The organism is Dyadobacter diqingensis, assembly GCF_024220585.1.
GTDB lineage: Bacteria > Bacteroidota > Bacteroidia > Cytophagales > Spirosomataceae > Dyadobacter > Dyadobacter diqingensis.
In genome coordinates this window covers 37,952-53,147 of the sequence record NZ_JAMXKF010000007.1, presented here as the reverse complement: position 1 = coordinate 53,147, position 15,196 = coordinate 37,952, and the positions used below count along the sequence as shown (strand labels likewise).

Sequence of the window (15,196 nt, the reverse complement as noted above, 5' to 3'; positions counted from 1 at the left end):
TGTAACTATAAGTAAATTGTAACTAAATAATGTCCAATAGTGACATTATTTTATCTTTTTATAATACAATTAAATATACTAATAAAAATAAAAATTGAAATAGGTAAAATAAATGACTTAATAATTATAAATTTGATAGTTCTGTATTAATTAACCTAATCTAAATTATGAAACAAATCTACGTGAACTCCGTCCGGAGTTTATTTTGCTGCGTTCTACTCTGTTTTTCGACCATGGTTGCTATGGCCCAGGAACGCAAGGTAAGCGGTCGAATTACCGATATCGGAGGATCCGGCATTCCCGGCGCTACGGTAGTTATCAAGGGTACCCAAATGGGTACAAACACCAATGGTGAAGGAGATTATTCCATTAACGTAAGATCCAACAACGACATCCTGGTTATCAGTTTCGTAGGTTACAAAACCAAGGAAATTGCGGTTGGGACACAGAGTGTGCTCGATATCAAGATGGACGATGATGTGTCCTCTCTGGAAGAAGTTATCGTCACAGGTTACACCATCGATAGCCGCCGGGAAACAACCGGTGCCGTGTCCACTGTTAAATCAAAAGATTTGACAGCAACACCTTCAGGAAACGTGGAACAACAGCTTCAGGGCAAGGTAGCAGGGGTGACCGTTATCACAAACGGGCAGCCTGGAACAACCAGCCAGATCCGCGTTCGGGGTTTCGGGGCTTTTGGCGGTAACGAACCATTGTACATTGTAGATGGGGTGCCAACAGGTTCTACTGATTTTTTAAATCCGGATGATATTGAAACAACCACTGTACTTAAGGACGCCGCGGCGGCTTCCATCTATGGAGCCCGGGCTGCAAACGGTGTCATTGTTTATACTACTAAAAAAGGAACAAGAAAAGCTAAAAAACTGAGCGTTACTTACGATGGTTTATTTGGCGTTACAAGTCCCGGTAAAGGACAAAGTATGTTAAATCCGCAGGAACAGGCTGACTGGACCTGGCAGGCGATCAGAAACAATGCATTTCAGGCAGGAACTACCCCTGATTTCTCAAACGTTGCCAGCGGCCAGTATGGTTCTGGTGACAAACCTGTTTTACCTGACTATATTAACGTAGGTGGCAAAACCGGTGTAATCGGAACGGTTGACCTTGCTGCTGAAAAATTGAAATATAATGTAGACCCATCGCGAGGATCTATTTATCAGGTTGTAAAGGCTAACAAACAAGGTACTGACTGGTATGATGCGATAACCCGTTTGGCCCCGATGCAGAGACATTCACTTGGTTTTTCAGGTGGTGGTGAAAGCAGCAGATATTATGCAGGATTCAGCGTTCAGGACCAGCAAGGTATCCTTGAAAACAACAGTTTCAAACGTTATGCATTTCGTGTAAATACGGAGTTTGACGTATTGAAAAATCTTCGTATTGGCCAAAATGCGCAGTTTACTTTCCTTCAGGTGCTTGGTCAGAGTGGAGGAAGCGGCGGACAAGGTGTTTCAGCAGATGAAAACGATATCCTTTCAGCATTCCGTATGCCATCGATCATCCCTGTTTATGATGAATTTGGAGGTTATGCGGGTACTGCGGCAAAGGGTTTTAACAATCCGAGAAACCCGGTGGCGAGCAGGGATGGACTTGCAAACAACAAAGGTTTTGCAGGGCAAGGTTTTGGTAATTTCTACGCAGAACTTGACATCATTCCGGGCTTGACCTTACGCTCAAGCGTTGGTGCGCAGTATAGCAATTACAGCAACAGAGGGTTCAGCAGATTACAGTATGAAAACTCTGAAAATAACTCAGCTTTCGGTTATAACGAAGGTTCAGGACATCGTTTATCTTGGACATTAACAAACACATTGAACTATAAAAAACTGCTGGGATTACATAATATCGATGTATTGATCGGGCAGGAAGCTTTAAACAGTGGTGCAGGGAAAAACCAGTCTTCATCCGGATTGAACCCGTTCTCGACTGATTTCAACTACATCAACATGACGAATGTGGGTTCGAAAATCGTAAATAGTGACTTCTACAAAGGGGTTAATTTTTATTCATTGTTCGCCCGCGTTAATTATATCTTCAATGATAAATACATTGTTACAGGGGTTGTGAGACGTGACGGATCTTCAAGATTTGGTTCTAATAACCGTTATGGAGTATTTCCTGCATTCTCGGCAGCATGGCGTCTATCTTCCGAAAGTTTCATGAGAGATATTCCTTTCATTACAGAACTTAAAATTCGTGGAGGTTACGGTTTGATGGGTAACTCAAACAACGTAGATCCAAACAACCAGTACAGCTTGTACGGTGCCAATATCGGAGAGTCTTCTTATGACCTTAACGGAACCAACACCAGTGCGATGGAAGGTTATTATCGTACGCGTATCGGTAACAAAAATGCGAAATGGGAAACCAGTATCACGAAAAACATCGGTATCGACGGAACATTCTTCAAAGGTAAACTGGATGTGATTCTTGATTTGTGGCAAAAAGATACCAAGGATCTTTTGTTCCAGGTTCCAATTACTTCAACTGCCGGTTATAAGGCATCTGCACCTTCTGTTAACGTAGGTAAAATGTCGAACAAAGGGATTGACCTTCAGATTATCAATCGTGGCCGCCTGACGGATGAACTGACTTATGAGCTGAACTTTACGGCTGGTGCTTTGAAAAACAATATTGAGTCACTCGCTCCTGGTTTAAAATACCTTACCTCAGTTGACCCCGGATTCCGTGGCATTAACCCGATCAGAAACCAGATCGGACACTCTATTTCTTCTTTCTATGGCTACAAAGTGGTAGGGTTGTTTAAAGATAAGACAGAAGTGGATCAGGCCGCAACGCAGGATGGTGCCGGCCCGGGTCGTTTCCGCTATGCTGACTTGAATAACGATGGTAAAATCGATTCGGATGACAGAACTTATCTGGGTAGTCCGGTTCCAAAATATACAACAGGTATCAACATTAAACTGATGTACAAAGGATTTGACCTTGCAACCTATATGTATGCTTCAATTGGAAACAAAATTTTCAACGTTTCCAAATGGTTTACAGACTTCTATCCTTCGTTTACCGGCGCGGCTGTAAGTTCACGTGTGAAAGATTCATGGTTGCCAACCAACATGAACACGGAAACCCCAATTTTTGAAACAGCGTCTAATTTCAGTACCAATACGCAATCCAATTCCTTCTATATTGAGAATGGTACCTATTTCCGTATGCAGAATATTACGCTGGGGTACACACTTCCCACGCATATATTAGGCAGACTAAAAATGCAGAAGTTGAGAATATATGCTTCAACCAACAACTTGTTTACAGCAACCAAATACAAGGGGCTGGATCCGGGTGTAGGTGGAAATGCTGATACGAACTTCGGTATTGACGTTGGAAACTATCCGATTACAAGAAGCTGGACATTCGGATTGAATCTTGGCTTTTAAGACCATTTTATCCTGAAAGTTTAAAGAAGAAACTGGTATCGAAAGATTAGACTCAAAATATTTATAAAATGGAAAAGATTAAATCAAAGGGGCTATTTGCATTCATATTCGTATTGATGCTCATAGGGTATTCCTGTAAAGAGAGTTTTTTAGAGATTCCTGCGACAGGGCAGCTGGACGAAGATCAGCTTTCTAATAAAAAAGGGATTGAAGGAGTTCTGGTGTCCGTATATGGGCAACTGAACGGACGTGCGAATCGGATGGCCAGTGCGAGTAATTGGGTGTGGGGAAGTATCCGTGGTGGAGACGCCAACAAAGGTACTGACCCCGGTGACTTCAGTGATATTAACCCGATCCAACGTTTTGAATACATCACTACACAAGGTGTTACTAAAGACAAATGGGAAGGTTTGTATGAAGGCGTGGCTCGTGCCAATTTGGTGATGAAGCTGATCGGAGTTGCAAAAGCTGACGTGACAGATGCCGACAAAAAGAGAATCAGCGGTGAAGCTCGTTTTTTAAGGGGACATTATTATTTCGAATTGAAAAGAGGATTTAATAATACGCCTTACGTTGACGAATCTGTGGATTATGGAACGGGTATCGAAAAAGTACCTAACAATGCAGACTTATGGCCAAAGATCGAAGCAGATATTAAATTTGCTTATGACAATCTTCCTGAAACGCAGGATGCGGCTGGTCGTGTTAACAAATGGGCTGCAGGTGCTTATCTGGCGAAGGTATATATGTATGAAAAGAAATTTGCCGAAGCGAAAGCACTTTACGACGTGATCATTAAAAGCGGTAAAACAACCAATGGCAAACAATATGCGCTGGTTCCAAAATTTCAGGATGCTTTTAAAGCGGCAAATGATAACAATTCAGAATCGGTTTTCGCAATTCAGGCTGCTGCAAATACCGGGAGTGTGAATAATGCCAACCCTGATTTTGACCTTAACTGGCCATACAATACAGGGCCGAACGGTCCAGGTAACTGTTGCGGTTTCTTCGCGCCAAGTTTTGAGCTGGGTAACTCTTTCCGTGTTGACGCAACCGGTCTTCCATTGTTGGATGGTTCTTACAACACTGCCGGCAAAGAATTGAAAACGGATATGGGATTAAAATCTTCTGATGCCTTTACGCCTGACGCCGGTCCGGTGGATCCTCGCCTTGACCACTCGATCGGTCGCAGAGGAATTCCGTATCTTGACTGGATCGATCACCCGGGTAATGACTGGATCCGTAACCAATCCAACGCAGGCCCTTATTCAAGCAAGAAATATGCTTATTACAGAACCGACGTAGGATCCCTTCAGGACAACAGTTCCTGGACACCGGGTTACACTGCTATCAACGTGAATATCATTCGCTTTGCCGATGTGCTTTTGATGGCTGCGGAGGCTGAGGTTGAAGTAGGTTCTCTTGAAAAAGCGAGAGAATATGTTAACCTGGTACGTTCACGCGCTGCCAATCCTGCAAGTTTTGTAAAAAGAGCATCGGGCGAAAACGCTGCAAATTATGTGATCGATATTTACAAAACTGCGTGGACAAGTAAAGAAACTGCACGTACAGCGGTTCGTTTTGAAAGAAAACTTGAACTTTCAGGCGAAGGACACAGATTCTTTGACCTGGTAAGATGGGGAACAGCAGGAGCAGACGTTAATGCTTACCTGACTTATGAAAGTAAAAAATTGTCAGGAGCCTTGGGAGGTGCCAAATTTACGCCAAATAAAAACGAGTATCTGCCAATTCCACAAGGCCAGATAGACTTGTTGGGTAAAGATGTTCTTACTCAAAATCCCGGTTATTGATCAGAACTGAAAATCTAAAATAAATTAAAGGAGATGGTGCATAAGTACCATCTCCTTTTGTTAATTTCAGCTAGTGCTCACCTGCAAATTTTCTCTATGTCAAACAGATATTTACTCCTACTGCTTTTTGCCGTCCTGCTGTTAAACTCCTGCAAGAAAAAGCTGAAAACTTTTACCATGCTGGACAGTGAAGAAACAGGTATCAACTTTTCTAACCGTATCGCTGAGAATGATACGATGAATATTCTTGCGTTTGAATACGTGTATAACGGCGGGGGAGTAGCCCTTGGGGATTTCAATAATGACAGCCTGGCGGATATTTATTTCACCGGAAATTCGGTCGATAACAAACTTTATCTGAATAAGGGGACATCGGACAACGGCTCCCTGCGCTTTGAGGATGTTACTAAGAAAGCAGGCGTTGCTGCTGAAAACAAGTGGTCTTCGGGTGTTGCGCTGATTGACATTAATAATGACGGACTGCTGGATATTTATGTATGTTCGACGGTGCGTAAAGTGGCCAAAGAACGTGAGAATTTATTGTATGTAAATCAGGGAGTTGATAAGGATAAGGTTCCTGTTTTTAAGGAAATGGGTAAAGAATACGGCGTTGCCGACACGACGCATACAACCAACGCTGCCTTTTTGGATTATGATAACGACGGAGATCTTGATCTTTTTCTGGTCGTAAATGAAATGGATGACAATAATTTTCCCAATAAGTTTCATGAAAAAATAAAAGATGGATCATCCAAAAGAACAGACCGCCTTTACCGCAATGACTGGGATAAGGCGCTGGGCCATCCGGTCTTCACCAATGTTTCCAGAGAAGCTGGTATTTTAATTGAGGGATATGGTCTTGGCGTGAACGTGACAGACGTAAATCAGGATGGCTGGAAGGATATTTATGTTACAAACGACTATCTGACCAATGATCTTTTGTATATCAACAATGGCAAAGATGCCAGCGGGAAACACTTAGGCTTTACCGACATGGCTGACGTTTCTTTCAAACATACTTCTCATTCGGCGATGGGTAACGATGTCGCCGACATTAATAATGACGGTCTGCCGGATATTGTGGCGCTGGATATGATGCCGGCTACGAATTTCAGGAAGAAAATGATGACACCTGCCAGTAGTTATATCACGTATCAGAACTACGAATTGTATCATTATCAATACCAGGTGGCGCGCAATACACTTCAATTGAATCTGGGAAAAACGAAGAAGACCAATAAAGCGCCGGTTTTCAGTGAAATTGGTTTGTTAAGCGGTATCGCTGAAACCGATTGGAGCTGGACGCCGATGGTGACGGATTTTGATAATGATGGCCTGCGGGATATGATCATCACCAATGGTTTCCCTAGGGATATCACCGATCTGGATTTTGTTGCCTATCGTAACGAAGTCGGAAACGTGATGACCAAAATGATGATGCTGGATTACATTCCTTCGGTCAAGATCAAGAATTTTGCCTATAAAAATAAAGGTAACCTGCGCTTCGAAGACGTCACGGATGACTGGGGGATTGAGTTGCCAGGTTTTTCAAATGGAGCAGCCTATGCCGATCTTGACAACGACGGAGACCTGGATTACGTCGTCAACAACATCAATGACTCGTCATTTGTTTACCGCAATAACTCAATTCAGTTGAAACCGGAAGAAAGTAATTATCTCCGAATTCAGTTTAAAGGTGAAGGGTACAACAGAAATGGCATCGGGGCGATAACCGAGATTACCTATGGTCGTGATCAGAAGCAATACGCGGAGAACTCACCTTATCGGGGTTATTTGTCAACTGTGGAGCCTGTAACTCATTTTGGTTTGGGTAAAGTAAAAACTATTGAAAAGCTGGTTATTACATGGCCTTGCGGTAAAAGCCAGGTTTTGAAAAATATCAAAGCCAATCAGGTGCTGACAGTTTTTGAGAAAGATGCGAAAAATCCTGTTGTAAATCCGGAAACACCTGCTGCTGATGGTTTATTAAATGATATAACCTCTGTGCTTCGGGTGGATTACAAACATGAAGAGCAGGATAATATTGACTTTAACGTGCAGAAATTACTGCCGCATAAACTCTCGCAGTACGGTCCGGCATTGGCTGTTGGTGACGTGAACGGTGATAAGCTGGATGACGTTTTCATTGGCGGTGCGATGTTTCATAAAGGAAATTTCCTGATTCAGCAGCCGGGTGGCAAATTTTCAAAAGTAGATTTGCTTCCGGATGCGGATGGCCCTGCCAAGAATTCGGAAGATATGGGTGTTCTGCTTTTTGACGCTGACCTTGATGGCGATCTTGACCTGTACATTGTCAGCGGAAGTTATGAAATGCAGGCCGGGTCTGACGCGTTGCAGGACCGTTTTTATGTCAATGACGGCAAAGGAAAATTTACCCGGAACACAACTGCAATTCCCAAATTTCTAAAAAGCGGATCCTGTGTAAAAGCGGCTGATTATGATAAAGATGGAGATCTTGATCTTTTTATCGGTGGAAGAGTAGAGCCAGGTGCCTATCCAAAAGCCGTTACCAGTTATATTTTAAGGAATGATTCTTCAAACGGACAACCGAAATTTAAGGATGTAACAGCAGATGTTGCGCCGGAGCTGGTTAATATCGGTTTGGTTTGCGATGTGCTCTGGACAGATTTTGATAACGACGGCTGGATTGATTTGCTTGCTGCCGGCGAATGGATGCCGCTTACCTTCTTCAAAAACGAAAAAGGTAAGTTTAAGAAACATATTTCTGGTCTGGAAAATCAAAAAGGGTTGTGGGGGACTTTGGTCACCGGTGATTTTGATAATGACGGAGATATGGATTATCTGGCAGGAAATCTGGGTTTGAATTCGCTTAACCGGGCTAATGACAAGCAGCCAATCGGTATTTATGCCAAGGATATCAATAAGGATGGATTTTATGACGCCATTCCTACTGTTTTTTACCGGGGAAAAGATGACACCTACAAAGAGTTTCCATATAACACCCGCGATGAAATGGGAAAACAGATCATTCAGGTAAGGCAGCGTTTCCAAGAATACGGAAAATTCTCTGATGCCGGAATTACCGATATTTTTAAACCGGAAGAATTGAAAGATGCACTGGTTTTGAAGGCAAACTGGTTAAAAAGCAGTTATGTTGAAAACCTGGGCGATGGTAAATTCAAGATGCGTGAGTTGCCAATCGAAGCACAATTTGCGCCGCTTTTTGGAATAGTTGCCGAGGATGTCGACGGAGATGGTAATCTGGATGTGATGTTATGCGGTAATGATTTTGGTTCTGATGTATCGGTAGGCAGGTACGACGCGTTCAATGGTCTGGTTTTGAAAGGAAATGGAAAAGGTGGTTTTACATCCTTATCCTGTGAGAAAGGTGGTTATTCTGTTACCGGAAATGCCAAAGCAATGGTGAAATTGTCGGGAGCAAATGAAAAGATAGTTACCATCACTTCACAGAACAGGGATTCGTTAAGGTTTCATCAGATGCACCCGGTTGTTAAACCGGTGAAATTGTCAACCACTGAAACTACGGCGTTACTCAAACTGAAAAATGGTAAAACCAGGAGAGAAGAAATAAATTACGGCTCGTCGTTCTTATCGCAGTCTGCTCATGAGCTGCTCTTGCCAAATTATGTTTTGAGTGCAGAGGTTATTGATTCAAAAGGCACCAAGCGAAAAGTGAAATAAAATCATTTCAGATAAAAACAGAAAGAGCAATCACGCAAATGATTGCTCTTTCTGTTTTTAAAGTATAAATCAAATATTTTGCATTGTTTTGGAGCTAACGTACTGAGGTTTTTTCTTCGCCTCTGTTTTGCTTCTTTGACCGGAGGTTTTTGCTACCGGTTTTTTAGTTTTGTTCCGTTTTCCCCACCAGATATAAAACCCGGTTACAGGTAAAGTCGCGCAGAACAAACTCACCAGAAATGCCAGGATTTTGGTGGACAGGCCATAAACCCCACCGGTATGAATATCATAATTGGTATTCCGCCATTTTTGTCCCAACGATTTTTCTTCCTGAAGAAGCTGTCCGTATTGCTCACCTGATGTGCCGTGATAGTAGTAATAATTGGATTTGTACCAACCGGCACCACGGTTTATGCCAACGAACACACGATAAGGCGTTGTACTCTTTTCGGGCACTGAAATGCTCATTTGTTCAAATGAGAGTTTCTTGTCAAGACTGGCCTGGAAAACTTTGTCCAAAAGATTTCCGGTAGGTTTTACCTTAACTGCTGTTTCAGGTTGTTCGATGTTAAATACCGGTCGCTGTTTTGAACCAAGCATTCTGTAAATTCCATCCTCCCACCAGTCAAACGACCAGACAAGCCCGGTTATAACCAGCAACATCGCGATAGGTAGCACGTAGAAACCTCCAACATTATGGGTATCGTAATTTACACGACGCCATTTTGCATTCCATTTGATGGTGAATCTTTGTTTCCAGCCACTTTTTGTTTTAGGTATCCAGAGGACAAAACCAGTGATCAGCAACACCAGAAACATAAGGCAAGAACTTCCTACAATCAGACTTCCGGTCTCATAAGGGAGCAATAAATTCTGATGAATTCGGCGTATAATATTGAAGAATTCATATTTGCGGTCGACTCTCCCCAGATAAGTCCCGGTGTAAGGATTGATGTAGACTTCTTCATAATATTTTACTTGTTGAAAATAAGTCCATACATTTCTTGCTTTCTTGTCAGACTTTGATGCTGAAAAGATATAGGCGCGTTCCGGATCTCTGAAAACTTGAATACTTCCGATTTTTTTCTTGTCGCCAAGAGTTTTCTGTGCAGTTGAAAGCAGCTGGGATAAAGGTTTTACTTTGGCAGCGGGCTTTTCAATATAGACAATTTCGGAATGCGTGAGATTGAATATTTCTTCCTCAAAAACGAAGATACATCCGGTAAGCGAAACGATGAGGACGATTAGTCCCGACGCCATACCAAGCCATAAATGAATTACTCCGGACAGTTTTTTCATGAGATCAAAAGTTTTAGTAAATATTCATGGCTGATCAGAACGAGTAACCGATGCCGATCAGGAAATTGCGCGGAGCACCGGGAAACAAACGATTGTAATCGAACCCGCCAACCCAGTGCGTCTTATTAAATGCATTGTTCAAATTGAACGATATGCGGAACTTATCGACGTTGTAATAAACCGCGGCATCGAGCAAGGTGTATCCGGGAAGTTTAAGGTTATTCTTGGTATCATTGGTTGTTCTCTCCGTCACGAAATTACTGCCCACACCCACTGCCAGACCGGAAAGTGCTTTTTGAGGGAACTTGTATTTTGCCCAGAAACCACCTTGTTTACGGGGAGCATTCGGGAAGATCTTTCCAATCTCAGCCTCATTGGTACTTTTTGTTATTTCTGCTTTATTGAATGCGATATTGGCTGTAAGACTAAGTTCTGGTGTGATCTGACCATAGGCATCCAGTTCCAATCCGGTAGCGCGCTGTTGGCCTATCTGGCGAAGCAGGTTAAGGTTGTCGGGAGCGCCGGCATTTACCAATACATTGTTTTGTTCAATACGATAAATCGCAAGGTTGACAGCAAGCCGTTTTTTGAAATATTCCATTTTGGCGCCACCTTCAATCATGTTGCTGATCAACGGGTCAAACGGACCTCCATAAATTTCCGGCGCCCCGATTGTTCCGGCAGACTGCGGCTGATAACCTTCGGTATAAGTTCCATATAAACTTACCCATTGCATCGGTGTGTAAACAAGCCCAACTCTTGGAATCAAGGCCTTTTGTTTGACTTTTTTCTCAGTTTTTAGCGTGTAATCCAGCATATCGGTATAGTGCTCCATGCGTAATCCCAGCAAACCGTTCCATTTTCCAAATTTGAACTGCTCCTGAATGTACACGCCATCGGCATAATATCTTGAAGGTGTAACTGCCGAACTGATATTGTAGTATCTCGAGATATCGGTGATGTTGTAATCCGGGTTTTCAAGATTGAAAAAAGGAACATTCGGCACAGGCATGTTATCCTTGATCATATACAATGATCTGTTTTTCGGATCGTAGGCTGCGGGCGTGCCGCTTTTTGTCAGCACGATACCGTTACCAGCCGCATTGATAAAACCACCGGCGTTATAGTTGGAGTTGCCAAGGGCAGTGTGAAACAGGATATGGTCATAACCGACCAACAGCTTGTGCTCGAATTTACCGGTGTTAAATGCAGAAATAAAATAAGCACTTACATTGTCCGTGTAGTTTCTGGTTTGTCTTTTGATGGTTTGCATCTGCATCAGTGTCGGGATGGCTTTTCCGTCAGCATCGATGCCATAACTGTTGGAAGTGCGGTGTTCCATCAGATCTTCGTTGTACATAAACTTCATGTACGAAGCATTGAACGACAGCCAATCTGTTAATTTTCTTGTCAACGACAGCGTGGAATACATATTCAATTCCTTGATATAATCACTTTTCTTGCCCAGTGCGAAAGAAATCGGAGTAGAGTTAAGCTGTGTTCCGGCAGTTGCACCAAAAATCGGCTGCCCGCGATCCAGCTTTCCAACGGAGCTCATAAAAACAAGGTCGATATTCACATGGGTTTTTTCATCAGGAATAAAAGATATGGAAGGAGCTACGACCACATCCTGTCCCCCTTGTAAAACACGGAAAGACTCAGCATTCTGATAGGCAAAATTAAGGCGATACAACAGTGTTTTGGAGTCGTTCATCGGGCCGGTGAAGTCCGTTGCAAGCCGGTAAGTATTATAACTTCCGGTAGTAAAGTTGATCGACTTCCGGTTTTCGTCCAGTGGTTTTTTTGTAACGATATTAACCGTTCCACCCGGATCGGTATTAGCGAACAAAGCGGATGCCGGTCCCTTGATGACCTCTACGCGCTCAACGTGAGGTATAAGTGACTGATTCCAGCCGCTGCTGCTCACACGCAAACCGTTGATCATCGTGTTGCTTGCCCGAAAGCCGCGGAGTACGAAGTCATTGTTGTTATATGAAAACTGATTAACGCCGCTGATGTTTTTCACTACATCGCTGTTTTTGAAGGCCTGCCTGTCAAGCATCACTTCCTTGGTTACGTAACTGATTGCCTGCGGCACGTAACGCAAAGGTGTTTCCGTCTTGGTCCCTGAAAACGCGTAGGAGTTCTTATATGTCTGCTCTTTACGCCCGGTAACTTCTACCGCCTGAAGTTGGGTTGCAGCTGCGTTGATGGTCAGGTCGAGACTTAACGTAGTATTTTCTTCAATATCAATTTCTTTTTCGATCTGATCAAAACCTATTGCTTTTACAACAAGGATGTGTTTTCCGGCGGGTACATTTTTAATACTGAAATTCCCTTCTTCATCGGATACAGTGCCAATCTGTGTGTGTTTGATTAAAAGACTGACAAAGGCTGCGGGTTCATTCTTAGTTGTCTTTACTTTTCCCTTCAAACTAATGGGCGTTTGTTGGGCTGAAAGGGTTAAACAACATAATAAGAGTAATAATGAGAGTGAGTATTTTACATTCATAGGGGTAAGTGGGATTATTGATAGAAATTTTATTATTTATTAAGACTAATACTAAATAATAAAATCAAAAGTAATCTATTTAGACTTATATCAAATAAAAACTATTTGCTTTTTTCTAAACCTGCCTGAGCAGAATTCTTCTTGGCGCAGTATACTCTTGAGTTTCAGAGAGGATAAAATGGGGGAGATGGCTGATCTTGAAGTGTAAGATGAAAATAGCTGTTGAGTAAATGGTGTATTCTGGAGATATAATGTCACTAATCAAAAGGTGTAAACTTAGCGCTCTTTCAGGTCTTTTTTCGCTTAAAGTCTATAAGATTACTATTTATTGGAATAGTGCAATAGGTGTGGAGAGTATGGTAAAAATGCTATTGTCAAATTTTAAACTACTTGTTGTACTTTTATTATAAGTATAGGATAATTCTAATATTAACATAGGACTGTAATATGAACTTTTCAAGATGAAATCTTTCTTATTGACTTGTATTAAGATTGTTACCTACCTTTGATCTATCAAAAGCAACGGAAATAGCGGCTTTTGAAAAATTAAGTGAGATTTCGATTATCAATTTAGTTATATCTGTAAAGTACAATTCTTAACAGAAAATTAAACAACATAAAACATTAAAGACATCATGAAAAAAACAATCTTAGCAATCGCAGTTTTGGTGGGAATATCAACTGCAAGTTTCTCATTCGCTGGCGAAAAAGTTAACACAAACGCTGCTGCAATCGAATTGGTTTCTGCTGATAACCTTACATTCAGACTGAAACTTGACAGTGTTAAAGAAAAATCTTCTGTAACGATTAAAGACGAAAACGGAACAGTGCTTTACAGCTCTGCTATTCCTAAGTCTGAAAATTATTCAAAAGTATTTGACCTGTCTAACCTTTTGGATGGTAACTACACTTTCATTGTAAACAATGGAACTGAGATCACTGAAAAACCTTTCGTAATTGCTACTGAAACAAAACGTTTGGTAACTGCTGTAAAATAAGGGCGGCAGAACAATTCAGCTTACAATATAAAAAGGAGAACAGCATAACGCTGTTCTCCTTTTTCGTTATCGGGGAACGGGTTTGGATTTCCTATGCAACGAATCCATATCATGGAATGGATTCAATTTAGCATGGAACGAATTTCATCATCGTTGAATGAATTCCATCATGATGGAATTCATTTCAATTTTTATGAAACGAATTTCATGATCATGGAATAAATTTCACGATCATGGAATAAATTCCACGGCTACAATATCGGTCGTGCCGATGGCACTGGGGTGTCTGGTGTTAAGGGGTAAATGGATTTTAGGGTTATTAAGGCGGCTAAAATGTACGGATAGCTTCGGCTGAAGATTCTGAAAAAGAACCACCGGTCAGATATATCTTTCCTAATGCGTTGCTAAAATCACCAAACCAACCAACACACAAAAAAATGCCGTAGGCATGACCGATCTTGTAGCCGTGGATTTCAATCCACGAAAAAAAATAAAGGCGCCTGAATCATGTTCAAGCGCCATCTAAATTCTTTGATTTTGTAATTCAGCTTACAGCTTAAAAATCACCCCGAAGTTCACGTTACCCTGCGCAAAAAAGAAATGCTGAGAAGCCCTGTCGTCAACGAAATGGGTAGTCAGGATATCCGGCATGTTGATATAACCACCCTTCATTTCACCCTGAATGAAGAAATGCTTGAAGAAAGTAACATTAAGTCCGGCAACCAGGTTGACCCCATAACCGGCCACATGCCACTGGTCGTTCCGCTCATAGTTTAGCAGTGTAACGTCTGATTTAGGATAAAGCAAGCCGGCACCAACACCTTCTATCAGGTTAATGTCAATGTTTTTTATCTTCAATGCACGCTGATCGAAAAGATTATCCATTCTCCTTAGTTCCAGGTTCAGATAATTCAGTCCGTTTGTATGTTCAAATTTTAGAAAATCGCCGGTCAGCTTTATTGGCTCATTGTTATAAGTTCCGTCGTAATCGGTACCGGAACCTGCAATGTGCCCATTGATGTTAACCGTTTGATCCTGCTGCATTACATATTTCATATGGTCAAAGCCGAATGAAATGCTGTATTTGGAATTTATAAAATATCCAATTCTGAAATTGTACTGCGGAATTGTCATTTTTGAAGGATTCAAATAACGCAAAGTGAAAGGTGTCTGGCGATCTTTTGCCACTACTCCTTTTAATTTGAAGTCGTATTCGTTTCCTTTAAAGCGGATATCCGAATGGGTATAGGCGCTTTGGTTCCAGCCCCATGAAATAAATATCTTGCCTTTGTTATTATGTGATTTTAAGTAATCGTACGACTGAGAGAAGCCGGTAACTGCCTGGATAGCAAATATGCTAACGAGTAATAATTTTCTCATGCTAAAATTAGAAGAGGTATCATGTAAACAGAAACACGGTCCTGACTTACTATGTGTCTGTTTTTATATTTAAACTAGTCTTGTAATCGAATT

The 15,196-nt window shown here is 41.8% G+C and carries 7 protein-coding genes; 4 read left to right on the top strand and 3 right to left on the bottom strand.

What is annotated here, in order from left to right:
* Nucleotides 1-167: 167 nt before the first annotated feature.
* The 3 genes from M1L62_RS18770 (at nt 168) to M1L62_RS18760 (ending at nt 8,914) form a co-directional block, all read left to right on the top strand.
* Complete coding sequence (locus tag M1L62_RS18770; protein WP_254561157.1) at nt 168-3,419, top strand: SusC/RagA family TonB-linked outer membrane protein; 3,252 nt, start codon at nt 168-170, stop codon at nt 3,417-3,419.
* A gap of 68 nt (nt 3,420-3,487) precedes the next feature.
* Nucleotides 3,488-5,230: a RagB/SusD family nutrient uptake outer membrane protein gene (locus M1L62_RS18765; RefSeq protein WP_254561156.1), complete on the top strand. Its 1,743-nt coding sequence runs from the start codon at nt 3,488-3,490 to the stop codon at nt 5,228-5,230.
* A 96-nt stretch (nt 5,231-5,326) separates the two neighbouring features.
* Nucleotides 5,327-8,914, top strand: coding sequence for a VCBS repeat-containing protein (locus M1L62_RS18760; RefSeq protein WP_254561155.1), 3,588 nt, complete (start codon nt 5,327-5,329; stop codon nt 8,912-8,914).
* A gap of 69 nt (nt 8,915-8,983) precedes the next feature.
* Here the strand turns inward: M1L62_RS18760 and M1L62_RS18755 are convergent, their stop codons facing one another.
* Nucleotides 8,984-10,213 carry a PepSY-associated TM helix domain-containing protein gene (locus M1L62_RS18755; RefSeq protein WP_254561154.1) on the bottom strand — a complete coding sequence of 410 codons (1,230 nt, stop codon included), beginning with the start codon at nt 10,211-10,213 and terminating at the stop codon, nt 8,984-8,986.
* 34 nt (nt 10,214-10,247) lie between these two features.
* The gene (locus M1L62_RS18750; RefSeq protein ID WP_254561153.1) at nt 10,248-12,647 is read right to left on the bottom strand and encodes a TonB-dependent receptor; all 2,400 of its coding nucleotides are present in this window, start codon (nt 12,645-12,647) and stop codon (nt 10,248-10,250) included.
* Between the two features lie 713 nt (nt 12,648-13,360).
* Between M1L62_RS18750 and M1L62_RS18745 the strand changes: the two genes are divergently transcribed.
* A complete protein-coding gene (locus tag M1L62_RS18745; protein WP_254561152.1) occupies nt 13,361-13,723 on the top strand; it encodes a T9SS type A sorting domain-containing protein in 363 nt (120 codons plus the stop codon).
* A 549-nt stretch (nt 13,724-14,272) separates the two neighbouring features.
* On the opposite strand, the gene M1L62_RS18740 is transcribed toward M1L62_RS18745, so the two are convergent.
* The gene (locus tag M1L62_RS18740; RefSeq protein ID WP_254561151.1) at nt 14,273-15,103 is read right to left on the bottom strand and encodes a hypothetical protein; all 831 of its coding nucleotides are present in this window, start codon (nt 15,101-15,103) and stop codon (nt 14,273-14,275) included.
* Nucleotides 15,104-15,196 lie beyond the last annotated feature (93 nt).